This window comes from Kitasatospora sp. McL0602, assembly GCF_052076145.1.
In the GTDB taxonomy this organism is placed as follows: domain Bacteria; phylum Actinomycetota; class Actinomycetes; order Streptomycetales; family Streptomycetaceae; genus Kitasatospora.
Map to the genome: position 1 here is coordinate 1,204,596 of NZ_CP197246.1, position 21,700 is coordinate 1,226,295.

General features: G+C 72.8%; 21 protein-coding genes and 1 riboswitch. Of the genes, 11 read left to right on the top strand and 10 right to left on the bottom strand.

The annotated features are described in order from the left end of the window. Positions 1–11: 11 nt before the first annotated feature. The 3 genes from ACR68M_RS05670 to ACR68M_RS05680 form a co-directional block, all read right to left on the bottom strand. The gene (locus ACR68M_RS05670; RefSeq protein WP_441249311.1) at positions 12–1,286 is read right to left on the bottom strand and encodes an ATP-binding protein; all 1,275 of its coding nucleotides are present in this window, start codon (positions 1,284–1,286) and stop codon (positions 12–14) included. 151 nt (positions 1,287–1,437) lie between these two features. Next, positions 1,438–2,682: a cytochrome P450 gene (locus ACR68M_RS05675; protein ID WP_441249312.1), complete on the bottom strand. Its 1,245-nt coding sequence runs from the start codon at positions 2,680–2,682 to the stop codon at positions 1,438–1,440. A 56-nt stretch (positions 2,683–2,738) separates the two neighbouring features. Further along, positions 2,739–3,545 (bottom strand): EI24 domain-containing protein, encoded by an 807-nt coding sequence (locus ACR68M_RS05680; protein ID WP_441249313.1) that lies wholly within the window; start codon positions 3,543–3,545, stop codon positions 2,739–2,741. Positions 3,546–3,619: 74 nt separating this feature from the next. On the opposite strand from ACR68M_RS05680, the gene ACR68M_RS05685 reads away from it, so the two are divergent. The 5 genes from ACR68M_RS05685 (at position 3,620) to ACR68M_RS05705 (ending at position 7,483) form a co-directional block, all read left to right on the top strand. Then, entirely contained in the window at positions 3,620–4,339 is a 720-nt protein-coding gene (locus ACR68M_RS05685; RefSeq protein WP_441249314.1) for a maleylpyruvate isomerase family mycothiol-dependent enzyme, read from the top strand. A gap of 304 nt (positions 4,340–4,643) precedes the next feature. Then, a riboswitch (cyclic di-AMP (ydaO/yuaA leader) is annotated at positions 4,644–4,802 on the top strand. 3 nt (positions 4,803–4,805) lie between these two features. Beyond that, a complete protein-coding gene (locus ACR68M_RS05690) occupies positions 4,806–5,801 on the top strand; it encodes a M23 family metallopeptidase (RefSeq protein ID WP_441249315.1) in 996 nt (331 codons plus the stop codon). 94 nt (positions 5,802–5,895) lie between these two features. After that, entirely contained in the window at positions 5,896–6,309 is a 414-nt protein-coding gene (locus tag ACR68M_RS05695; protein WP_441249316.1) for a DUF2809 domain-containing protein, read from the top strand. A gap of 61 nt (positions 6,310–6,370) precedes the next feature. After that, positions 6,371–6,820 carry a nucleoside deaminase gene (locus tag ACR68M_RS05700; protein WP_441249317.1) on the top strand — a complete coding sequence of 150 codons (450 nt, stop codon included), beginning with the start codon at positions 6,371–6,373 and terminating at the stop codon, positions 6,818–6,820. 30 nt (positions 6,821–6,850) lie between these two features. Next, positions 6,851–7,483 (top strand): class I SAM-dependent methyltransferase, encoded by a 633-nt coding sequence (locus ACR68M_RS05705; protein ID WP_441249318.1) that lies wholly within the window; start codon positions 6,851–6,853, stop codon positions 7,481–7,483. On the opposite strand, the gene ACR68M_RS05710 is transcribed toward ACR68M_RS05705, so the two are convergent. Beyond that, positions 7,474–7,968: an FBP domain-containing protein gene (locus ACR68M_RS05710; RefSeq protein WP_441249319.1), complete on the bottom strand. Its 495-nt coding sequence runs from the start codon at positions 7,966–7,968 to the stop codon at positions 7,474–7,476. The two genes, ACR68M_RS05705 and ACR68M_RS05710, sit on opposite strands and share 10 nt — an antisense overlap. A gap of 72 nt (positions 7,969–8,040) precedes the next feature. Between ACR68M_RS05710 and ACR68M_RS05715 the strand changes: the two genes are divergently transcribed. Continuing rightward, positions 8,041–8,616, top strand: coding sequence for a TetR/AcrR family transcriptional regulator (locus tag ACR68M_RS05715; RefSeq protein ID WP_441249320.1), 576 nt, complete (start codon positions 8,041–8,043; stop codon positions 8,614–8,616). Positions 8,617–8,640: 24 nt separating this feature from the next. Here the strand turns inward: ACR68M_RS05715 and ACR68M_RS05720 are convergent, their stop codons facing one another. The 5 genes from ACR68M_RS05720 to ACR68M_RS05740 form a co-directional block, all read right to left on the bottom strand. After that, positions 8,641–9,231 carry a GNAT family N-acetyltransferase gene (locus ACR68M_RS05720; protein WP_441249321.1) on the bottom strand — a complete coding sequence of 197 codons (591 nt, stop codon included), beginning with the start codon at positions 9,229–9,231 and terminating at the stop codon, positions 8,641–8,643. Positions 9,232–9,278: 47 nt separating this feature from the next. Continuing rightward, positions 9,279–10,037: an RICIN domain-containing protein gene (locus ACR68M_RS05725; RefSeq protein ID WP_441249322.1), complete on the bottom strand. Its 759-nt coding sequence runs from the start codon at positions 10,035–10,037 to the stop codon at positions 9,279–9,281. Positions 10,038–10,585: 548 nt separating this feature from the next. Next, on the bottom strand, positions 10,586–11,314 hold the full coding sequence (locus ACR68M_RS05730) for an LppU/SCO3897 family protein (RefSeq protein WP_441249323.1): 729 nt from the start codon (positions 11,312–11,314) through the stop codon (positions 10,586–10,588). Between the two features lie 190 nt (positions 11,315–11,504). Then, positions 11,505–12,950, bottom strand: a complete 1,446-nt coding sequence (locus ACR68M_RS05735) for a hypothetical protein (RefSeq protein WP_441249324.1) — start codon at positions 12,948–12,950, stop codon at positions 11,505–11,507. A 160-nt stretch (positions 12,951–13,110) separates the two neighbouring features. Beyond that, positions 13,111–14,580, bottom strand: coding sequence for a lipase maturation factor family protein (locus ACR68M_RS05740; RefSeq protein ID WP_441249325.1), 1,470 nt, complete (start codon positions 14,578–14,580; stop codon positions 13,111–13,113). 195 nt (positions 14,581–14,775) lie between these two features. Here ACR68M_RS05740 and ACR68M_RS05745 point away from each other — a divergent pair, with 195 nt between their 5' ends. From ACR68M_RS05745 to ACR68M_RS05760, 4 genes are all read left to right on the top strand, one after another. Next, on the top strand, positions 14,776–15,729 hold the full coding sequence (locus ACR68M_RS05745; protein ID WP_441249326.1) for an EamA family transporter: 954 nt from the start codon (positions 14,776–14,778) through the stop codon (positions 15,727–15,729). A 219-nt stretch (positions 15,730–15,948) separates the two neighbouring features. Beyond that, a complete protein-coding gene (locus ACR68M_RS05750) occupies positions 15,949–17,037 on the top strand; it encodes a sugar ABC transporter substrate-binding protein (protein WP_441249327.1) in 1,089 nt (362 codons plus the stop codon). Positions 17,038–17,092: 55 nt separating this feature from the next. Next, positions 17,093–18,037, top strand: a complete 945-nt coding sequence (locus ACR68M_RS05755; protein WP_441249328.1) for an RNA polymerase sigma-70 factor — start codon at positions 17,093–17,095, stop codon at positions 18,035–18,037. A gap of 80 nt (positions 18,038–18,117) precedes the next feature. After that, positions 18,118–19,347, top strand: coding sequence for an NAD(P)/FAD-dependent oxidoreductase (locus tag ACR68M_RS05760; protein ID WP_441249329.1), 1,230 nt, complete (start codon positions 18,118–18,120; stop codon positions 19,345–19,347). Here ACR68M_RS05760 and ACR68M_RS05765 read toward each other — a convergent pair. Next, a complete protein-coding gene (locus ACR68M_RS05765; RefSeq protein ID WP_441249330.1) occupies positions 19,331–20,245 on the bottom strand; it encodes a DMT family transporter in 915 nt (304 codons plus the stop codon). The genes ACR68M_RS05760 and ACR68M_RS05765 overlap by 17 nt on opposite strands. Between ACR68M_RS05765 and ACR68M_RS05770 the strand changes: the two genes are divergently transcribed. Next, entirely contained in the window at positions 20,244–21,680 is a 1,437-nt protein-coding gene (locus ACR68M_RS05770; protein ID WP_441249331.1) for a PLP-dependent aminotransferase family protein, read from the top strand. The genes ACR68M_RS05765 and ACR68M_RS05770 overlap by 2 nt on opposite strands. Positions 21,681–21,700: the final 20 nt, after the last annotated feature.

The window sequence follows — 21,700 nt, forward strand, 5'->3', positions numbered from 1 at the left end:
GTGAGCCTTCGTCAGACCCGGGCGTGGGAGGAGATGTCGGCGGTGAAGGCCTCGACCAGTTCGGGGGTCACCGTCGGGCGGCAGTGGGAGATCGCGGCGAGGTAGTCGGCCGTCGTGGCGCCTACGCCGTGGGGGGTGGCGTCGGCGAGGTCGCGTTCGAAGGCGGCCTGGGCGGCTGTCCGGGCGGCGTGTTCGATGTCGGCGGGGGTGTAGTACTCGCTGGCGGCGACCAGGGCGGGCAGGTCGACGTCGGCGCGGGTGGCGGCGTAGCGGGACCAGATGGCGGTGCGGGCGGCCGCATCCGGGGTGCCGATCGGGACGAGGTAGTCGAAGCGGCCGTGGCGCAGGAAGGCGGAGTCGAGGGAGCGGATGGAGTTGGTGGCGCAGACCAGCAGCCGTTCCTCCCCCTCGCGGAAGCCCGGGATCAGCTTGAGCAGTTCGTTGGTGACGCCGTGCATCCCGCCGGAGGCCCCGGCGCCGCGCATCGGGGCGATCTCCTCGACCTCGTCTATGAAGACCAGCACCCGTTCGAGTTCGGCGATCCGGGCGAACGCGGTGCGCAGCGCGGCCGCGAGATTGCCCTCGTCCGCGAGGCGGGAGGGCAGGAGTTCGACGAACGGCCAGCCGAGGCGGGAGGCGACGGCGCGGGCGAAGGTGGTCTTGCCGGTGCCGGGCGGGCCGAAGAGGGCGATGGCGCGCGGCGGCCGGACGCCGTGCCGGGCGGCCCGCTCGGGCTCGGCGAGCGGGCGGACGATCCGACGCTCGATCAGGTTCTTCTCGGCCTCCATGCCGGCGACCTTGTCCCAGAGGTCGCCGGGCAGCAGCCGCCCGCCGAGCTCCGCCAGCAGGTTGGCGCCGGGCCCGGTCGGCGGCTCGGCCTTCTCGAAGTAGGCGACGGCCGGGCGGCGGGTGTAGCCGGCGTTGCGCAGGCCCTCGCCGAGCAGCTCCTCCTCGGGCAGCACGTACGCGATCCGGCGGACCCGCCGGTCGAGCAGCCGCCGCTCCAGCTCGCGCAGCAGCGCGCTGGCCAGGCCCCGGCCCCGCCAACCCGGGGCGATGGCTATCCGCATCACCCAGGCCCTGTCCCCGGCGAGGTGGGCCAGGGCCGCGCCGATAGGTGCACCCTGGCTGACGGCGACCACGGCGGGCTGACGCGAGGTCAGGGCGGTGATGCACTCGGCCAGCGAGAAGACCGACTCCTGCCCGCTGCCCGCCGTGGTGTCGATGAGGTGGACGACGGAGGCGAGATCGTCCTCGCGGTAGTCGTGGATGAGCCATTCGGACACGAGGGGCCGCCTCTCCGGGGGGACGTGGTGTTCCCGGAAAGCTACGGGCCCCGCCCGCTCCCGGCCCGCGCCGGAACGGACAACCGGCGCGGCCGAACCGTACGGTTCGCCGCTGGCGCTCGCCGCGCACGGCGGGTCGGAACGGGGTGGCTCAGAAGGCGCAGGGCAGCGAGCGGACGCGGTTGTCGAAGCTGGACGGGACGAGCACGGGCTCGCCGGTGGAGCGGATGTCGGGGAGGCGGGTGAGCAGTTCGCGCAGCAGCACCTTCATCTCCTGGCGGGCGAGGTGGGCGCCGAGGCAGAAGTGCGGGCCGCCGCCGCCGAAGCCGAGGTGGGGGTTGGGCGAGCGGGTGATGTCGAAGGTGTCGGGGTCGGGGAAGACGGCCTCGTCGCGGTTGGCCGAGCCGAAGAAGAGCACCACCTTGTCGCCCTTGGCGAGCGGGGCGCCGTTGAGCTCGTGGTCGGTGGCGAGGGTGCGGCGGAACTGGATGATCGGCGTGGCGTACCGGAGGATCTCCTCGACCGCCCCGCCGAGCCGGGCGTCGAGGTCGGCGGTGAGCAGGGCCCGCTGCTCGGGGTGGGTGGTGAGCAGGTGCAGGCCGTGGGCGAGGGCGTTGCGGGTGGTCTCGACCCCGGCGACCAGGAGGAGGGAGAAGAAGGCACCCAGCTCGCGGGAGCCGAGGCGGCGGCCGTCCACGTCGGCGGTGACGAGGGCGGAGATCAGGTCGTCGGCGGGGTGGCGGCGGCGCTCGCGGCCGAGGGCGGCGATCACGCCCTGCATCCGGGCCAGCGCCCGCAGGCCGCGGCCTGGCACCCGGAGGCGGCTGCGGGCCACGCCGGTGTTCTCGGAGGCGTGGTCGATCTGCCGGAGGATCTCGCGGCGCTGCCGCTCGGGGATGCCCATCATGGTGCAGATGACCTGGTAGGGGAGTTCGGCGGCGACGGCGGTGACGAAGTCCTCGGGGCGCCGGGCGGTGAGGTCGTCGACGATCCGGGCGGAGATCTCCCGGATGTCGTCCTCGACCTTGGCGATCAGCCGCGGGGTGAAGGCGCGGGAGACGATCCGCCGGAGGTCGGCGTGGCGCGGGTCGTCCAGGTTGACCATCGAGTCGCCGAACAGCGTCCGGACCCAGCGGGCGGGTTCGGGGGTGGTGACGCCGGGCTCGCTGACGAAGACGGCCGGGGTGCGGCTGGCCTCGACCACGTCAGCGTGCCGGACGAGCGCATGGAAGCCCTTGCCGGTGCGGGGGTCGGTGCAGAAGGCCGGGCGCTCCAGCGCGCGGAGCCGGGCGAACTCGGCGGCCTGGTCGGCGGCCGGGAGCCGCCAGAACTCCGGCTCCGCCGGGTTCGGCCCGGGTACGGATTCGACCTTCGCGGTAACACCCGGTGCGCTCATGCGCATTTTATGGCGCATTGGCTGACCGGGTGTCAAATTGCCCTGCTTGGTACTATTTACCTAGAAATCCGCGCCTCATCCTCATCCTCGACCCCTACCTCCGCATCGAGTTCGGGGCCCTCGGTCGGTACGGGCGCCAGCTCGCGCGCCAGCAGCGTCGCCCCGGCCACCGCGCCCGGCATCAGCAGCACCGTCACCATCGGCACCAGGAAGAGCAGGACGAGCGGCGCCCCGAAACCGAGCGTCAGCCCGAGCCGACCGCGCAGCATCCGCAGCCGCTCACGCTGGGCGAAACCGCGCCGCTGGAGACCGACCGCCGTCAGCTCGACCGCCAGAAAATACCCCGAAATGCCTACCCCGACCACAGGTACCACGGTCTGCCCGAGCACCGGGATGAAGCCACAGGCGAACAGCACCAGCCCGAAGCCCACCACCCGCACCAGCACGGACATGCTGTCCCTGGCCGAGACCAGCAGCTCACGCCAGAGCGGCACCTCGGGGGCGGCCGGAGCCCCACCCTCGGTCTCGTCCACCTTCGCGCAGAGCGACTCGTAGAACGGCTGGCCGACCAGCAGCGTCACCGCCGTGAAGGTGACGGCCGCCAGCAGCGCCCCGCCACCGATCAGCGCCGCCGTCAGCACCCCGCGCAGCAGCCCCTGCCAGGGGGAGCCCCAGCCGTCGGCGAACGGCGTCGCCCAGTCGGCCAGGTCACCGGACCACACGGCCAGCGCGGCGAGCGCCGCGACGTACCCGACCATCGTGATCAGCGCCGGGATCATCCCGAAGCCCCACCACCGGCCGTGCCGTGCCACCCAGCGTTGCCCCTTGAGCAGGCAGCTGATCCCCGTCCCGAAATCTCGCATACCCGGCAGCCTACGACGGCGCCGCCGGGGATACCGATGGTCCCCCTGCCCGGCGGCGGCTACCGTCACTGACCATGGATCAGACCGAGTACATGCACGCCCTGCGCCGCGACGGCGCGCGGATGGCCGAGGCCGCCGCCGGCCGGCTCGACCTTCAGGTGCCCAGCTGCCCCGACTGGACGGTCGCCGAGCTGCTGCGGCACACCGGCCGGGTGCACCGCTTCTGGACGGCCATGGCCGAGCAGGCGCTCGCCGACCCGTCGACGTTCGAGCATGCGCCGCTCCCGGACGACGCCGAGCTCGTCGAGTGGTTCGCCGAGGGTGTCGAGACCTGCGCCGCGGCGCTGGAGGTGCTCGACCCCGCGTTGCCGCGCTGGACCTGGGCTAGCAGGAAGGACGTCGGCTTCATCCAGCGGCGGATGGCCCAGGAGACGGCCGTCCACTGCTGGGACGCGCTCGCCGCCGCCGGCCGGGACGAACCGGTCGAGCAGGCGCTCGCCCGGGACGGCGTGGACGAGTTCTTCGCGTACTTCACCGCCGACGAGCTGCCCACCGGACTCCCCGCGGCCGGGTTCCACCTGCACGCCACCGACGGCCCCGGCGAGTGGTCCGTCCGCGCGGTGGACGGCGCCTGGGCCGTCACCCACGAGCACGGCAAGGGCGCGGCAGCCGTCCGGGGCACCGCCTCCGACCTGCTCCTTCTGCTCTGGCAGCGCCGCTCCCCCGGGCAGCTGGAGACCTTCGGCGACGAGGCCGCACTCGCCGCCTTCCTCACGGGCTTCGACCTCTCCTGAATTGACGCATGCGCAACAAGAGTGAGCAGGGTCACCGCGCGGACGCCTGACGGCTGCGCTCCGTGACCACACGGGCGCGGCCTGGCGCCGAACTCACCGCTCGGCGAGCAGTGGTCACCGTGCGCGGTCGGTGCGCACACGCACGGCTTGATCCCCTGTTCGCAGCGTCATCGAATTCCCGGCCTTTGGGCCCTTGTTCGACCACCAACCTTGCTTCCCGACGGGCAATGAGTTTTGCTTCAGCGACTGCCCGGCCACTGACCGAGCAGGCCCAACGGGTGCAACGCCTAGTCCTGCCGGCACCCGTCGGACACCACTGAGCTCTGTAACGGCAGGAGCGGGGGACCCAGGTAAGTTGCCGACCGGACACTGTCCGGCCGGCTTGGGGTGAAGCCGCGCTTGCGGCCGGGCAACTCCAGCCCGAACCCGACAGCTCACCTCGCCGGCGTCGGAGAGGAACTGACCCATGTCCGCACTGGGCAACCACGGCCGTACTCGTCTGACCCGTATCGGCATCACCACGGCGCTCGCCGCCTCGGCGCTCGCCCTCCCCCTGATCGGCGCCGCCTCCGCCCACGCGGACCAGGCCCCGGCCGCCCCGCACTCCTTCCGCACCAGCGCCGACGCCGTCACGGTGCCGACGCACGCCGCCACCCCGGCGGCCGCACCCGCCGCCGCCGCTCCGGCCGCTGCGCCCGCCACTGCGGCTCCGGCCACGTACAAGGTGGTCGGCGGCGACAGCCTGTCGAAGATCGCCGACGCCCAGCACGTGGACGGCGGCTGGCACAAGCTCTACGACGACAACCGCACCGTCGTCGGCGGCAACCCGAACCTGATCTTCGCCGGCCAGCAGCTCACCGTCGGCGCCAAGGCCACCCCGGCCGCCGCCCCGGCCCCTGCCAAGCCCGCCACCCCGGCCCCCGCCGCCGCGCCGCAGGCCGCCAAGCCCGCGAAGCCGGCCAAGCCCGCCACCACCACGGTCTCGTACAGCACCAAGGCGAGCACCCAGACCGCCGCCAAGGCCGCCCCCGCCCCGGCCGCCGTCGCCAGCACCTCGGGCTTCACCGCCCCGGTGGCCAACCCGCACATCAACGAGGCGTACGGCGTGCCCGGCACCATGTGGGCCAGCGGCCACCACACCGGCGTCGACTTCGCCGCCTCCGTCGGCACCAGCCTCCGGGCCGTCGGCAACGGCACCGTCGTCTCCGCCGGGAACGGCGGCGCGTACGGCAACCAGATCATCATCAAGCTCGCCGACGGCAAGTACGCCCAGTACGCGCACCTGTCCTCGATCGGCGTGTCCGCCGGGCAGTCGGTGACCGCCGGGCAGCAGATCGGCCTCTCCGGCGCGACCGGCAACGTGACCGGCCCGCACCTGCACTTCGAGATCCGCACCACCCCGAACTACGGCTCGGACATCGACCCGATCGCGTACCTCCGCGCTCACTCGGTCAACGTCTGACCGCTGTAGCAGCAACCGCCCCGGCCGCCCGTGACACCCACGTCACGGGCGGCCGGGCGTTTTCCGTTCGCCGGTCGGTCTTAGGGTGACGATCATGGACGACCAAGGAACAGCCGCCCTGGGCCGCCGACGGCTCGCCGCAGCGGGCGCCGGTGCCCTCACCATCGCCACCGCCCTCACCCTCCGGGCGGCGGCCGGGGGCGACTTCACCAAGTACGCCGGGGACGCCCTCTACACCGTGCTGCTCCACACCCTGGTCGTGCTCGCCGTACCCCGGGTGCGGCCCCGCACGGCCGCCGCCGTCGCCCTCGGGCTGAGCTGGGCCGTCGAGTTCGCCCAGCTCAGCCCCGTACCCGCCGAGCTCTCCGCGCACAGCACCGCCGCCCGGCTCGTCCTCGGCACCACCTTCAACCCGGCCGACCTGCTCTGCTACGTCGTCGGCGCGGCCGCCGCCCTACTCGTCCACCAGCTGACGACCCGGCGGCAGGCCGCTGTCCGGGCCGCCTGAGTGGGGTACCTTCCGAAAGGTCGGCGGGGCAGGTCCGGTCGGGTCGGTGGGAGGAGTTCCGATGGAGCGTTCGGTGGCTGAGCGGATGCTCGCGGTGGCGGTCCAGGAGGCCCGAGCCGGGCTGGCGGAGGGCGGCATCCCGATCGGTGCGGCGCTCTTCGGGCCGGACGGCGAGGTGCTCGGGCGCGGGCACAACCGGCGGGTGCAGGACGGCGATCCGTCGCTGCACGCGGAGACCGCTGCCTTCCGGGCAGCCGGGCGGCTGCGCGGGTACGGGCGGACGACGATGGTGACGACGCTCTCGCCGTGCTGGTACTGCTCGGGCCTGGTACGGCAGTTCGGGATCGGCAGGTTGGTCGTGGGCGAGGCCCGGACGTTCGTCGGCGGCCACGACTGGCTGGCCGAGCACGGCGTGCAGGTGACGGTGCTGGACGACCCGGAGTGCGCCACGATGATGGCCGAATTCATCGACCGGCAGCCGGAATTGTGGTCCGAGGACATCGGCGAGTAGAGCTGCCGGGCGCGGCACTAGGCTGTCCGGATGATCGATCCGAACACACTTGCCAGCACAGCCGGTTACGCCGAGGCCGCCGACGCACTCGCGGAGCAGTACGAGAGCGTCACCCTCGCCGAGGTGCACCGCGACGTGCTGCACCTGTTCCCCACCCGACCCTCAGCAGTGCTGGATGTCGGCGCGGGCAGCGGACGGGACGCCGCCGCGCTGGCCCGACTCGGGCACCAGGTCGTCGCCGTCGAGCCGACCGGCGAACTCCGCGCCCTGGCCCGGCAGATCCACGCCGACCAGGCGGTCGAATGGGTCGACGACTCGCTCCCCGGGCTGCGGACGCTCCGCGAGGCGGGCCGGTCCTTCGACCTGATCCTGCTGACGGCGGTCTGGATGCACCTGGACGCGGAGCAGCGCGGCTCGGCGATGGCAGCGCTGCGCGAACTGCTCGCCCCCGGCGGCCGGTTGGTCCTCTCGCTGCGGCACGGCCCCGTCCCGGCCGGGCGTCGGATGTTCGACGTCTCGGCGGACGAGACCGTGCGACTGGCCCGTGACCACGGGCTCGACCTGCTGCACCTCAGCGAGCGGGCGGACCCGCACGACCGGCCCGGGGTGAGCTGGAGCTACCTGGGGCTGCGACCGGCGGCCGCCGACCCCGCTCAGACGTAGAGCTTGTCGAGGAAGCCGAACAGCTTCTCCCGGGTGCGCTCGATCTGCTCCTCCAGGCTGAGCGACTCCTCCAGCCGGTTGCCCGCCTGGGGCGACTTGAGGCCGCGCACGTAGAGCGAACAGGCCAGGTCGGTGCACATGTGCAGGCCGACGGTGTTGCCGTCCCGACCGGCCTGGCCGGCCTTGCGGGCGGCCAGCAGCGAGACCCCGCTGCCGGGGTGGGTGGTCAGGCAGAGACTGCACATGCTGCGGTGCAGGAACCCCCGGCTCTGGCTGGCGGAGCGCAGCGTCACGCCCACCAGGCGGCCGTCGCGCTCGGCGACCAGGTAACTGCGGTCGGGCGCGCCCGGGTCGCGCCAACCCACGAAGTCCAGATCCGGCCAGGGGAGCTCGGCCAGGTCACGCGGTACGGCGAGGCGCTGGGCCTCCCCCTTCGAGCAGTTGACGAACGACGCCCGGATGTCTGTCTCGGTCAGTGGCTTCATGTGGTCGACGCTAACCTGCCTAGGTATATTAGGCAAAACATTAATTGCTCTAGGTTCCTAGGAGGCACACCCGTGGCTCGTGCAGGTCTGACAACCGAGCGGGTGGTCCTGGCCGCCGCCGAACTCGCCGACACCATCGGCTTCGACAACGTGACGGTCTCCGCAGTCGCGCGCGGCTTCGGCGTCAAGGACGCCAGCCTCTACTCGCACATCCGGAACCTCCAGGACCTGCGGACGCGGATCGCCGTCCTGGCCGCCACCGAGTCCACCGAACGCATCACCCTGGCCGTCGCCGGACGCTCCGGCCGGGACGCCCTGACCGCCTTCGCCGACGCCTACCGCGACTACGCCCTCGCCCACCCCGGCCGCTACGCCGCAGGCCAGGTCCGGATCGACCTCGCCGCCACCGACCTGGACCTCAGCAGCCACCTACGGGCCGCCGAGGTCTGTTATGCCGTCCTGCGCGCCTACGGCCTCGCCGAGCCCGATCTCACCGACGCCGCCCGGATGATGCGCAGCACCTTCCACGGCTTCGTCACGCTCGAAGCCGCCAACGGCTTCGCCCACTCCCGCCCGGTCCAGGCCTCCTGGGAGCAGACCGTCGCCGCCCTCCACCTCACCCTGCAGCACTGGCCGAGCCAGGCGTAGCGGCCGGAGGCTCAGGCTGGGGGTTCAGGCGTCGCCCTGGACGAGGGCGTGCAGGTGCTGGTCGTGCCAGCCGTCCGCGTGCAGCAGCGCGCTGCGCATGGTGCCCTCGGCGGTGTATCCGGCCCTGGCCGCCACCCGGCAGGAGGCGGGGTTGAGCACCGAGTGGCACAACCGCAGCCGGTGCAGACCGAGTTCGTCCAGCGCCCACCGGCTGACGCGCTTCGTGGCCTCGACCACGACGCCGCCGCCACGCGCCGACGGCAGCAGCCAGTAGACGACTTCGGCGCTGCCGCCTTCGAGATCGATGTCGTTCAACCCGACGAGCCCGACGGCCCGGCCGCCGTCCGGCCGGGCGACGGCCCAGATCGCCCCGCGCTCGTCCTGCCACCGCCGATGCATGCGCTCGATCCTGGCGCGGGCCTCCTCCGACGTCTCCACGACCAGGAGATTCCACTGCCGGATCGCCGGGTCCTGACCGGCCTCCACCAGCGCATCGACGTCATCGGTGCGCCAGGGCCGCAGCTCCAGGCCGCCGGCAAGGCCGAGCACCGGCTGCCCGCCCCGCGCCATCCGACCTGCGGGAACGACGGCGGGTATGCGCCAGCTGGAGATCATCCCGGCATCGTGCCACACGCCACGGCGGAGCGAGCCCGGAGAGTGCGCTACGGGCAGACGCCCATCCAGCTGCAGAGCTTGGAGAGCACGGAGTCGATGGTGAACTCGCCGACAGCGACGACAACTTGGATGAAGGCCAGCGCACGTACGGCCGTGACCCCGGCGTACGTCGCGAGCGCGACGACGACAGCCGCCTCCGGGGTGAGGAACGCGAGCGCTGCCGCGCCCATGCTCACCAGGATGAACATGAAGGTCCACGCACCGATCTCGCAGATCCGGCACTGCCAACCGGCCACGGCCTCCGGTGACGCGCCGTCGGTGAGGGCCGCCACCAGCCCTTCCCGCTCACGGAAGAAGCGGTTGAAGGACCGCTGCTGCTCGATCTGGAGTGGATAGCCCGCGTCGGCGAGCAGCTGCGCGGGGTTCGCGAGGAGGTTCGCCCGCACCAGCGGGTTGTCCTGGGCCAGCCGCATGACGGTGTCGACGATCACGTACTGCTGCGGCAGCTGGGAGCCGGGCAGGTCCTCCACCAACCGCAGGTTCCAGCCCTGGTTCGCCGTGCTGGGCCAGTTCATGTCGTAGAGCTTGAGCGGCGTCCCGTCGCTGGTGTTCGACTGGAAGAGATCGAGGCAGGTCGGGCGGTCGCCAGGTAGTCCGAGGCTGATCTGTCCGCTCCGCCTGCCGAAGACGGTGGACCACTGCTGGCTCGAGTCGGCCGGGTCGTAGGACTTCAGGAGAACGGGCGCACCGACGCTGCCACGGGCGAGCCCCAGCTGCTTGCCGCCGATCGCCATCGAGAAGCTCATGGAGCGGACCATCTTGGTCGCACTGTCGGAGTCGACCACCGCCATGGTCCAACTCTGCATGAGCTTCGGGCTGGAGAGATACCCCTTCACCTCGAAGCTCGACCCCGACTGAACCGCTGTCACCAGCGGGCTCTGCTGCGCGCCGTTCACGCATGCCGAAGCGATCTGAACCGTCTGCCGTGAGCTCATCTTTCCTCCATCAGGATTGGACGTACACGTCCTGATGCTAGGCTCGCCGACCCCGTTTCCGACCTCCCGCCACCCCGTCTCACCCGCCCGGCGCAACCCGGGACGGCGACGGCTCACAGTCCGAAGAGCTCGTCGTCGCGGTGGTAGCCCGTGCAGCCGACCTTGCCGAGCGGGCAGTTCGGGTGCGGCTCGGGATCGGGCTCGCGATCGTCGGCGAACAGGCGGCGCAGGCACGAGTCACATCTCCACGATGCGCCGGCCTGGCTCAGACGGTCCGTCCATCGTCCGCAGAAGGAGCACTCCCCAGGTTGCGACCGGGGCCGGCGCTTCCGACGAAACCAGCTCACAGGGGCACCTTCTCAGCGCGCGTAGGAACCGAGACCGACCAGGCAGTACACGTAGGACCAGATGACCGCGCCGTTCAAGAGCTCCTTCGAGGAGAAGGAGTACTGGGTGCCGGAAACGCTTGCGCACCTGCTCATGTCGGCTGTTGCAGGGAAGGCCCGGATCACCTGGTAGTGGGCGTCGGGGGCGGAGCACGCGACCTCGCTGACGTCGTTCACCCGCTGCGCGGTGGTCGAGTCCACGAGGGTGCCGTTGAGGCAGGTGCCGGTGAGGTGGGGCTTGGCGGTCGATGGCGCAGGACTGTATGCGGGAGGCGAGTAGGCCTGGGCGGGGGGCGTATAGGCAGAGGGCGAATACGCGGGCGTCGGTGCCGTGTAGGCGGGGGCTGGGGGCGTGTAAGCGGCGGCCGGAGTCGTGTAGGTGTGGGCGGGAGGCACATACGCGTCCGACGAGGAGGAGCTGTCGTGGTCGGACAGTGCCACACCGATGAAGATGCTCAACCCGATGACGCCCAGGCCGAGGAGCGGCCGGCCGAGGCCGCCGAGCCGGCTCGGCCGGGGCGGTCCGGAGTACACACGGATGCGGAGCAGTACCTCGCCCTCTTCGGTGGCCACCCGGATCACGTCGGCGTCGCGCACCGGGGGCAACCGGACGGTCCGCGAGCCCGACGGCAGGCTGACGACCTTGGTGACACCGGAGGCAGCCTCCGCCGGGGTCAGGGTGAGTGTGACTTCTGTCGGCATCGGTGAACTCCATGGTGACACGTCGTGACCCTCGGGCCCTCCCGCCCAGTATGGTTCGCCACGCAGTCGCCGTGAAGCATTTTTCTAGAAAACTATTCTAGTTCTGAGGAGCGGTCAGGAAAACGACGGAGCCGCCCCGCCTCCGGGAGGGAGGCGGGGCGGCTCGTGGTGCAGGGTGGACCCGACGGGGTCAGCTGCGGGCGTCGGCGATGGCGGCGCTGAGGGCCTCCTTGATGCGGGGGCCCAGGCGGGCGAAGCCGAGCTCCTTCATGGCCGCGCGGAGGAGTTCGTCCTCGGTGCGGGTGTCTCCGTCGGTGTCGATCCAGCGGACCAGGGCGGCCAGCTCGGCGGCGCTGTACGCGGTGACCGCGCGGCCCGGGATGATCTCGGGCTTCTTGGGGCGGCGTACGCGCTTGGGCCGCTCGGCGGCCGCAGGAGCGTCGGCCACCACAGCAACCAGCTCGGGCTCGGGCTCAGCCTCGGGCTCGACAGCGGCGACTGCTACTGCGACGGGCTCGACGACAGCCTCGGGCACGACGACGATCTCGGGCTCGACGACGAGTTCCGGCTCCGGCTCCGGCTCCGGCTCCGGCTCCACGACAGCGACGGGCTCGGGCTCGGGGATCGCGTCCGCGACGGGCTCCGCAACGACCTCCGCAGCGACCTCCTCGACGGGCTCCGGCGCAGCTTCCGGCACAGCCTCCGGGCTGGCCGCCTGGGCCGGCACGGCGGCCGGGGCCGGGGCCGGGGCTTCCGCCGCCGGGGCGAACTCGCGGTCGTACGCGGCGAGCGCAGTCTCACGGTCGGCCTGACGGCCAGTCAGCTCCGCAACGAGGGGGTCGAGTCCGTGACCGGCGAGGGTGGCGCGGAGTTCGCGGAGGGTGGGGAGGCGGTAGAGGGTGCCCTCGTCGGCCGCGAGGCGGTCGATGAGGTCGGCGAGGTCGGCGAGCGGGGTGGCCTCCAGGTCGTGGCCGGGGAGGAGGCGGCCGAGCGCGCGGGCGGCCTGGGCGAGGGCGTCGACGGCCTGGGCGGCCTCGGCGAGGCGGGTGGCGTCGGTGGGGACGGCCGGGCGGGTGGCGCCCGCCAGGGCGGTCCAGTCGGCGCGTTCGGCGACGGCGGCGGAGAGTGCCTCGTGCACGTCGGCCCGGCGGCCGCGCTTTCCGACGGTGAGGCGCTTGGCCAGGCCGCGGAGCGCGCGGCGCTGGAGCCAGGAGAGCTTGACGCCCTGCTCCTTGCGCCAGCGGCTTCCCGCGGTGGCGGCGACGAGCGCGTCGAGGTCGGCGTCGTACGCATCGGGGTGCAGGCGCGCGGCGGTGCCGTGGATGCGCTGGAGCACGCCGGTGACGAGGCCGAGGGCGACGAGCGTGTCGAGATCGCCGAGGGAGCCCTCGGGGGCCAAGGCGGTGACGGCGGCTCGGGTCGCGGCGACGTCGAGGCTGCGGAGCTCGGCGAGCAGCGTCGAGGCGGAGCGGGCGTCCTCGGGGCCGGTGACGGCCTCGGCGGCGGCGTACCAGGGGTTGGTCTCGACGGTGAGGGTGAAGCCGCCGAGTTCGGCGAAACGGCCGAGGGCTTCGCGGGGGCCGTCCGCCGGGTCGACTGCCTCGGGGTCGGTGTCGTTCAGGTAGCTCACTGTCATGGTGAAGTCCGCTTCGTGGCAGGAGAGGCAGGCAGGGTGGCAGGGGCTTGACTGGCTACTGGGGCGGCGCGGGCGGGAAGGCTGCGGGCCGCGCCCAGGATACGGGTGGGCGTTCGAGGGGTGCACGCAACCTGTCCGCTGCGGCCTGCCGTGGCTCGGTTCAAGGACCCTCCGGGTACGTACTGGAGTCGAGCAGACGGCCGAGCTGGTGGAGTGTGACGGGCGCGAGGAACTCCCGGACCAGCGTGCGCTCCCACCACGCGCCGGTCTCGCGCAACACGCGCGGGCTGGTGAACCGGTAGCGGTAGACCCGCGCGCGGACGTGCACGGGCGGCACGTACGGGAAGGGGTTGTGCTTCAACAGCCGAAGCGTCGGCGGGTCGTTGACGAGCAGCCGGGCGGCGAAGGCGGTGAACCAGGGCCGGGCGTACGAAGGGGAGATCCCGGCGAACCACATCAGCCAGTCGAGGCGGAGGTGGTAGGGGGCGTACTGCCGGGGCATCCGGCACAGGTCTCCGGGTTTGCCCCGGAAGCCGTACTCCCGCCAGACGGTGTGTTCGGAGAGCACCGACGCCGCGCTGCCCTCGACCACCACTTCGAGCCGGACGCGGCTGACCGAGCCGAATGCGCCGTACGCGTTGACCAGGTGCAGGCGGTTGAACGAACGGTTCATCTGCTGGCGGCGGGAGAGCAGGTTGCGGGCCGGCCAGTAGCTGAGGACGGCGATCAGGGCGGTGAACGCACACACCGTCACCTCGTACCAGAGCGGGGCGGGGTGGCGGGCGGGCGCGGCCGGGAGCGGCAGGACGGTGCCGGCCGCGTCGGCCGAGACGACGGAGAGGCCGAGCGCGATGGTGAGCCAGTTGAGCCAGGCGAAGTTGCCCGAGAGGACCAGCCAGAGCTGGGTGGCGACCATCGCGGCGGCGGCCACGCTCGCGGCGGGCTGCGGCAGGAACAGGCCGAACGGGACGAGCAGTTGTACGACGTGGTTGGCCGCCACCTCGACCCGGTGCAGCGGGGCCGGAAGGTGGTGGAAGAACCAGCTGAGCGGGCCGGGCATCGGCTGGGTCTCGTGGTGGTAGCGGGTGCAGGTGAGGCGGCGCCAGCAGCTGTCACCGCGCAGCTTGATCATCCCGGCGCCGAACTCGACCCGGAAGTGCAGCCAGCGCACCAGCCAGAGCACCAGCACCGGCGGCCCGACCCGCCCGTTGCCGAGCAGGGCGGCCAGCACGCCCGCCTCCAGCAGCAGCGACTCCCAGCCGAAGGAGTACCAGGTCTGGCCGACGTTGACGATCGAGAGGTAGAGCAGCCAGAGCAGCCCCCAGAGCGCCATCGCCGCGCCGAGCGGCAGCAGCTCGGCCGCCCCGGCCAGCACGGCGGCGGCGAGCGCCGCGCCCGTCCAGCTGACGGCGGCGAAGGCGCGGTCGGAGTAGTGCAGCCGGAACAGCGAGGGGGCGGCGCGGCGCGGTGTGCGGGCGAGGAAGCGCGGCACCGGCAGCATGCCGTGCTCGCCGATCAGCGCGCGGAACTGCCGGGCGGCGGCCAGGAAGCCGAGCAGGTAGACGGCCGCCGTCAGCCGCTGGAAGAGCAGCCGTCCGAGCCAGTAGTCGGGTGCCGAGAACCACTCCACCGGACGGGTCTACCACCTCCGGCCGCCGGGTCGGCGCGCGCCGGGCGGCGCAGGCCCGGCGGTTCAGCCGCTCGGCAGCACCCGGTGGAGGTGGGCGCCCCAACTGGGACCGTCCCCGCTGTCGCGCCGGACGGCCCCGGTGTGGTGCCATACGGCCTGCAAGACTGTGTACAGGACCAACAACAGGAGAGACAGATGACAGCCGGGTCGGACCAGTCCACCTCCAGACCGCCCGTCAGCGCGATCACCTCCGGTCCGGGCCGGACCTCCGGGGCCGCCTGGGCGGCGCTCGGCATCGTGTACGTGGTGTGGGGCTCGACCTACCTGGCCATCCGGGTCGTGGTCGAGACGATGCCGCCGTTCCTCTCGGCGGCGGCCCGGTTCGTCACGGCGGGCCTGCTGCTGGCCGGCCTGCTGGCCTGGCGGCAGGGGCCCGGGGTGCTCCGGGTGACGCGGCGCGAGCTGGGCTCGGCCGCGCTGGTCGGCCTGATGCTGCTGGTCGGCGGCAACGGTCTGGTGGTGCTGGCCGAGCGCTCGGTGCCGTCCGGGCTGGCGGCGCTGCTGGTCGCGGCCGTGCCGCTCTGGGTGGTGGTGCTGCGCCGGCTGACCGGCCAGCGCACGCCCGGCGCGACCGTCGCCGGAGTGCTGGTCGGGCTGGCCGGGCTCGCGGTGCTGACGGTGCCGGGCCTGAGCGGCGAGACCCGGCTGTCGGGCGTGCTGCTGGTGCTCGGCGCGACGGTGATGTGGTCGGGCGGCTCCTTCTCCGCCTCGAAGCTCCCGATGCCGGGCAACGCCCTGGTCGCCAGCGCGTACGAGATGCTCGCGGGCGGCCTCGGCTGCCTCGCTCTGGCCGCCCTGCGCGGCGAGCCGCAGACGCTGGACCTCGCCGACGTCTCGACCCGCTCCTGGGTCGCGCTGGCGTACCTGGTCGTCTTCGGCTCGCTGATCGCCTTCACCGCGTACGCCTGGCTGCTCCAGCACGCGCCGCTGCCGCTGGTCTCGACGTACGCGTACGTGAACCCGGTGGTCGCGGTCTTTCTCGGCTGGCTGATCCTGGCCGAGCCGCTGACCTGGCCGATCCTGGTCGGCGGCGCGATCGTGGTGGGCGGCGTCTGTCTGGTGGTGCGCACCGAGAAATCTGGTTCGTAGTCGGACCACCCTTGGGCGAGCCATCTCCACTGCGTTGAAGAGTTGTCAATGTCACAGCCCAGCTTGCGGCTTCAGGGGTGGAAAAGCCTTTTAGTACGTAACGACTTGGGAGCGGTATCCGGGAGAATGCTTTAATTGTTGACGCCAAGTCGGTGCTGGCGCTTGACTCCCTCCCCTCAGCCGCAACGTTGCGGCGCAGTCAGGGAGGCACCACCCACCATGAACGCGATGACGCGTCGCACCCTCGTCGGCAGCACGGCCGTGGCGATGGCACTGGCACTGGCCGCCTGCGGACAGGGCGGCGGCAGCACGCCGGGCGCCTCCGCCACCGGCAACAAGACCATCGGCCTGCTGCTGCCGGAGAAGGCCTCGTCCACCCGGTACGAGTCCTTCGACAAGCCGCTGATCGAGAAGTCCATCGCGGGCCTCTGCACCAAGTGCACCGTCGACTACGCCAACGCCAACGGCGAGGAGCACACCCAGCGGGAGCAGTTCGACGCGCTGCTCGCCAAGGGCGTCAAGGTGATCCTGCTCGACCCGGTCAACGCCAAGAGCACCGCCTCCTGGGTCGACGCCGCGGCCCGCCAGGGCGCCAAGGTCATCGCCTACGACCGGCTCGCCGCCGGGAACGTCGCCGCGTACGTCTCCTTCGACAACCAGCGCACCGGCGAACTCCAGGGCCACGCCCTGCTCGAAGCCATCGGCCCGAAGGCCCAGGACGCCCAGGTCGTCATGATCAACGGCGCCGAGAGCGACCCCAACGCCGCGATGTTCAAGACCGGGGCGCACCACTCCCTGGACGGCAAGGTCAAGGCCATCGGCTACGAGCAGTCCGGCGACTGGAAGCCGGAGGTGGCCGCGCAGAAGATGAACGAGGCCATCCACGCGCTCGGCAAGGAGAACATCCAGGCCGTCTACTCCGCCAACGACGGCATGGCCGCCTCGATCGTCGACACCCTCAAGGCCAACGGGATGAAGATCCCGGTCGGCGGCCAGGACGCCTCCGTCGACGCCATCCGGCGCGTGCTCAGCGGCGACCAGGCCTTCACCATCTACAAGCCGTACAAGCCCGAGGCCGACGCGGCGGCCGACATCGCCGTCTACCTGCTCAACGGCCTCGACATCACCGCCGTCGCCAGCTCCCTGACGCAGAGCGGCGACGCCCAGATCCCCTCCATGCTGCTCACCCCGATCGTCGTCACCAAGCAGACCGTCTCCGACACCGTCATCCGCGGCGGCCTCTACAAGGCAGCCGACATCTGCACCCCCGAGCTGGCCACCGCCTGCCAGCAGGCCGGCGTCAGCTGACCCGGGCACGGTCGGCGGGTGGACGGGCTCCGCGTGGATGGACGATCATGACGCGATGTCGCTCCGCACGTACGAGGCCGATCTGTTCGAGAGCTCCAGGGGCCGTCTGGAGGCGATCGCCTACCGGCTGCTCGGGTCCGCCGGTGACGCCGAGGACGCGGTGCAGGACACGTACCTGCGGTGGCACGCGGCGGACCGGAGCCTGATCCAGACGCCCGAGGCGTGGCTGACGAAGGTGCTCACCAACCTGTGCCTCAATCAGCTCACCTCGGCGCGGGCCAGGCGGGAGACCTACGTGGGGCAGTGGCTCCCCGAGCCGGTGCTGGCCGGGGACCTGATGCTCGGTCCGGCCGAGACCGTCGAGCAGCGCGAGTCGGTCTCCATCGCCGTGCTCACCCTGATGGAGCGGCTGACGCCCAACGAGCGCGCGGTGTACGTGCTGCGCGAGGCGTTCGGGTACGCGCACCGCGAGATCGCGGAGATCCTCGACCTCACCGAGTCGAACTGCCAGCAGATCCACCGGCGCGCCAAGCTGCACCTCACCACCGAGCGGGCCCGTACCGAGATCGACGCGGCCGCCGCGCGGAAGGTCGTCGAGGAGTTCCTCGCCGCGGCCCTCAGCGGTGACACCGAGCCGCTGATCCGGCTGCTCACCGACGACGCGGTCAGCGTGGCCGACGGCGGCGCCAAGGTCCAGGCCCGCCGGACTCCGGTCGTCGGTGCGCTCGGCATCGCCCGGTACCTGCGCGGTCTGTTCCGGCCGAGCGCCGCCAAGCGGGCCGTCACCGGCGGCAGCGTCGCCCTCCATGCCGTCGTCGTCAACGGCGGGCCCGCCGTGCTGATCGCGGCCGGCGAGCAGGTGCTCGGCGTGATCTGCCTCGGAGCGACCCCCGACGGCATCGGGGCGATCAACATCCAGGTCAACCCCGACAAGTTGGAGCGCATCACGCGCCGGTGGGCGGGCGCCGGGCCGCGCCGGCCCCTCGCGGAGATCTGGTGACCCACGTCACAGCCGCTTCCTGTCAGGGATCGACGGGCTGTCCGGTTCAGGAGGTGAACCCAACCGGATAGGAGCGAGCCATGAAGCACCGCATTGTCGTCCTCGGAGCCGGGTACGCCGGAGCCACCGCCGCCGGCCGCCTGGCCAAGCGGCTGCACCGCGACGACGTCGAGATCACCGTGGTCAACAGCGACCCCGACTTCGTCGAGCGGATCCGTCTGCACCAGCTCGCCAGCGGGCAGGACCTGCCGGCCCGTCCGCTGCGCGACCTCTACGCGGGCACCGGCGTGCAGGTCCGGACGGCGTGGGTCACTGCGGTCGACGTGGACGGCAGGACGGTCGACCTCACCACCGAGCACGGCGCCGAGACGCTCGGCACCGAGACGCTCGGCACCGAGACCCTCCACTACGACACCCTGGTGTACGCCCTGGGGAGCACCAACGCCGACCACGGCATCCCCGGGGTCGGCGAGCACGCCCACGACGTCTCCGGCAAGCAGGCCGCCCTGCGACTGCGGGCGCGGCTGGGCGAGTTGGGGCCGGGCGCGGCCGTACTGGTCGCGGGCGGCGGCCTGACCGGCATCGAGGCGGCCGCCGAGATCGCCGAGGCGCACCCGCACCTCAGGGTCGCGATCGCCGCCCGGGGCGGCGTCGGCGGCTGGCTCAGCGACAAGGCGCAGCGCCACCTGCGCGGCGCCTTCGACCGGCTCGGCGTCACCGTCCACGAGCGGGCCGACATCACCCGCGTCGAGGCCGACCGGGTGGTCACCGCCACCGGCGAGGAGATCCCCGCCGACGTGACCGTCTGGACCGCGGGGTTCGCCGTGCACCCGATCGCGGCCGCCACCAGCCTGGAGGTGTCCGACACCGGGCGGATCGTCGTCGACGCCACCATGCGCTCGGTCTCGCACCCCGACGTGTACGCCGTCGGCGACGCCGCGCTCGCCGAAGGGGCGGGCGGCAAGCCGCTGCGGATGTCCTGCGCCACGGCGACCCCGATGGCGTGGCTGGCCGCCGACGCCCTCGCCGCCCGCCTGACCGGCCGCAAGGTGCCCGGGACCACGATCGGCTACTCCGCCCAGTGCATCAGCCTCGGGCGCCGCGACGGGATGCTCCAGCGCGTGACCGAGGACGACCAGGTCACCTCCAGTGTTTTCACCGGCCGGACCGGTGCCCGCATCAAGGCACTGATCTGCGCGGGCGCGGCGTGGAGCATCTCCCACCCGACCTTGCTGCTGCCGACCCGCCGCCGCCGCGTCGTGGCGACCGCCGTGCCGGAGCCTCGGCTCGCCACTAGCTCCGCTGGGTGATGGCGATGCTGGCGAGGACGGCGGCGGCGGTGAGGGGGGCCGCCAGCGAGAACGGCTCGCCGAGCAGGAGGACGGCCCAGACGAGGGTGAGCAGCGGTTGGGCGAGCTGGAGTTGGCTGGCCTTCGGGATGCCGATCAGGGCCATCCCCCGGTACCAGAGCACGAAGCCGCCGAACTGGGAGATCAGGCCCTGGTAGGCGAGGCCGGTGACGGCGTGCCAGGTGGGGTGGGCCGGTTCGGCGGCGAGGGCGAGTGCGGCGGCGGGCAGCATCACCGGCAGGGCGGCGAGGACGCCCCAGGCTATGACCTGCCAGCCCGGCATCTCGCGGGCGAGGCGGCCGCCTTCGGCGTAGCCCGCCGCGCAGACCAGCAGTGCGGCGAGCAGGTAGAGGTCGGCGAGCGAGAAGCCGCCGTGGCTCTGCTGCACGGTGAAGACGAGTACGGCGGCCGCGCCGCCGAGCGCCGCGTACCAGAACCGGCGGGCCGGGCGGACGCCCGTCCGCAGGGCGGCGACCGTCGCCGTGCCGAGCGGGAGCAGGCCGACCACCACGGCGGTGTGGGAGGTGGAGGAGGCCTGGACGGCGAGGGTGGTGAACAGCGGGAAGCCGAGCACGCAGCCCGCTGCGACCACGAGCAGGCCCGGCCAGTGGCGGCGTTCCGGCAGTGGGGTCCGGCCGACCCGCAGGCAGATCGCGGCCGTCACGGCGGCGATCAGGCCGCGCAGGGCGGTGCTGGTCCACGGGCCGAAGCCCTGGAGGGCCCAGGAGGCGGCGGGGAAGCTGAAGGAGAAGGAGAGCACCGCGAGGGCGGCGAGCCCGGTGCCGCCGAGACCACGGGGGCGGTCGGTCCGGGGCACTGCTATCGACTTCGGCAGAGTAGCGCTATCTTGTGCTGTCATGGGTGAGCGTAGCAGTGTGGCCGAGCTGGCAGCCATCCTCAGGGCCGAGCTCAACCGCTACTCGGTGGGTGAGAAGTTGCCGTCGAGCCGGGCGTTGATGGAGCGGCACCAGGTGAGCCCGGTGACGGTCTCCCGGGCGATCGCCGTCCTGGCCGCCGAGGGCGCCGTGGTCTCCCGCCCCGGCGCCGGGGTCTTCCGGGCCGGGCCGCGGGTCGCCTCCGCCGCCGCGCCGGCGGACCTCTCCTGGCAGGAGGTCGCGCTCAGCGCCGAGGCCGGGCAGCCACCGGCCCGCAGCACCGACAGCTCCGGCGTGCTCTCCGCCCTCACGGTGCAGCCGCCGGACGTGATCGACCTCAACAGCGGCTACCTGCACCCCTCGCTCCAGCCCGAACGCGCCCTCGCCGCCGCGCTCGCCCGCGCCGGACGCCGCCCCGGCGCCTGGGAGCGCCCGCCGGTCGACGGGCTGCCGGAGCTGCGCGCCTGGTTCGCCCGCGACATCGGCGGCCACGTCAGCACCTCGGACGTGCTGGTCTGCGCCGGCGGCCAGAGCGCCCTCACCACCGCGCTGCGCTCGCTCGCCGCGACCGGCGCACCCGTGCTGGTCGAATCCCCCACCTACCCGGGCACGCTGGCCGTCGCCCGCGCCGCCGGGCTGCGCCCGGTGCCGGTGCCGGTGGACGCCGACGGCCTGCGGACGGACCTGCTCGCGGACGCCTTCGACGCCACCCGCGCCCGGGTGCTGGTCTGCCAGCCGCTCTTCCAGAACCCGACCGGCGCCGTGCTCGCGCCCGAGCGGCGGCGCGAGGTGCTGCGGATCGCCCGCGCGGCCGGGGCGTTCGTCGTCGAGGACGACTTCGCCCGCCGCCTGGTGCACGCGGACGCCCCGCCGCTGCCCGCCCCGCTGGCCGCCGACGACCCGGACGGCGTCGTGGTGCACGTCCGCTCGCTCACCAAGCCCTCCTCGCCGAGCCTGCGGGTCGGTGCCCTCACCGCGCGCGGCCCCGCGCTGGCCCGGCTGCGCGCCGTGCAGTCGGTGGACAGCTTCTTCGTGCCCCGCCCGCTCCAGGAGACCGCGCTGGAGCTGGTCAGCTCCCCCGCCTGGCCGCGCCATCTGCGCACCCTCGCCGAGGCCCTCCGGGAGCGGCGGCAGACCACCGTCGCCGCACTCCGGCGCACCCTGCCCGAGCTGCTGCCCGACTCCTCGCCCGACCGGCCGGGCCTCGGCGGCTACCACCTCTGGCTGCGCCTGCCCGAAGGCATGGACGAGGCCGCCGTCACCGCCGCCGCGCTCCGGGCCGGCGTCGCCGTCACCGCCGGACGGCCGTACTTCGCCGCCGAGCCGCCCGGCTCCTTCCTGCGGCTCTGCTACGCCTTCGCCCAGAGCCCGGCCCAGCTCACCGAGGGCGTCGAACGCCTCGCCCGCGCCATCGGCTGACGGCGGCGCGGCTGCCGGGC

What these genes read in the sequence shown, in the direction of transcription:
- ACR68M_RS05725 (WP_441249322.1), bottom strand. Translation starts at nt 10,037, where the DNA reads ATGAGCTTCTCGATGGCGATCGGCGGCAAGCAGCTGGGGCTCGCCCGT.
- ACR68M_RS05765 (WP_441249330.1), bottom strand. Translation starts at nt 20,245, where the DNA reads ATGACAGCACAAGATAGCGCTACTCTGCCGAAGTCGATAGCAGTGCCC.
- ACR68M_RS05675 (WP_441249312.1), bottom strand. Translation starts at nt 2,682, where the DNA reads ATGAGCGCACCGGGTGTTACCGCGAAGGTCGAATCCGTACCCGGGCCG.
- ACR68M_RS05695 (WP_441249316.1), top strand. Translation starts at nt 5,896, where the DNA reads ATGGACGACCAAGGAACAGCCGCCCTGGGCCGCCGACGGCTCGCCGCA.
- ACR68M_RS05730 (WP_441249323.1), bottom strand. Translation starts at nt 11,314, where the DNA reads ATGCCGACAGAAGTCACACTCACCCTGACCCCGGCGGAGGCTGCCTCC.
- ACR68M_RS05690 (WP_441249315.1), top strand. Translation starts at nt 4,806, where the DNA reads ATGTCCGCACTGGGCAACCACGGCCGTACTCGTCTGACCCGTATCGGC.
- ACR68M_RS05710 (WP_441249319.1), bottom strand. Translation starts at nt 7,968, where the DNA reads ATGAAGCCACTGACCGAGACAGACATCCGGGCGTCGTTCGTCAACTGC.
- ACR68M_RS05700 (WP_441249317.1), top strand. Translation starts at nt 6,371, where the DNA reads ATGGAGCGTTCGGTGGCTGAGCGGATGCTCGCGGTGGCGGTCCAGGAG.
- ACR68M_RS05680 (WP_441249313.1), bottom strand. Translation starts at nt 3,545, where the DNA reads ATGCGAGATTTCGGGACGGGGATCAGCTGCCTGCTCAAGGGGCAACGC.
- ACR68M_RS05735 (WP_441249324.1), bottom strand. Translation starts at nt 12,950, where the DNA reads ATGACAGTGAGCTACCTGAACGACACCGACCCCGAGGCAGTCGACCCG.
- ACR68M_RS05745 (WP_441249326.1), top strand. Translation starts at nt 14,776, where the DNA reads ATGACAGCCGGGTCGGACCAGTCCACCTCCAGACCGCCCGTCAGCGCG.
- ACR68M_RS05770 (WP_441249331.1), top strand. Translation starts at nt 20,244, where the DNA reads ATGGGTGAGCGTAGCAGTGTGGCCGAGCTGGCAGCCATCCTCAGGGCC.
- ACR68M_RS05755 (WP_441249328.1), top strand. Translation starts at nt 17,093, where the DNA reads ATGTCGCTCCGCACGTACGAGGCCGATCTGTTCGAGAGCTCCAGGGGC.
- ACR68M_RS05685 (WP_441249314.1), top strand. Translation starts at nt 3,620, where the DNA reads ATGGATCAGACCGAGTACATGCACGCCCTGCGCCGCGACGGCGCGCGG.
- ACR68M_RS05760 (WP_441249329.1), top strand. Translation starts at nt 18,118, where the DNA reads ATGAAGCACCGCATTGTCGTCCTCGGAGCCGGGTACGCCGGAGCCACC.
- ACR68M_RS05750 (WP_441249327.1), top strand. Translation starts at nt 15,949, where the DNA reads ATGAACGCGATGACGCGTCGCACCCTCGTCGGCAGCACGGCCGTGGCG.
- ACR68M_RS05720 (WP_441249321.1), bottom strand. Translation starts at nt 9,231, where the DNA reads ATGATCTCCAGCTGGCGCATACCCGCCGTCGTTCCCGCAGGTCGGATG.
- ACR68M_RS05705 (WP_441249318.1), top strand. Translation starts at nt 6,851, where the DNA reads ATGATCGATCCGAACACACTTGCCAGCACAGCCGGTTACGCCGAGGCC.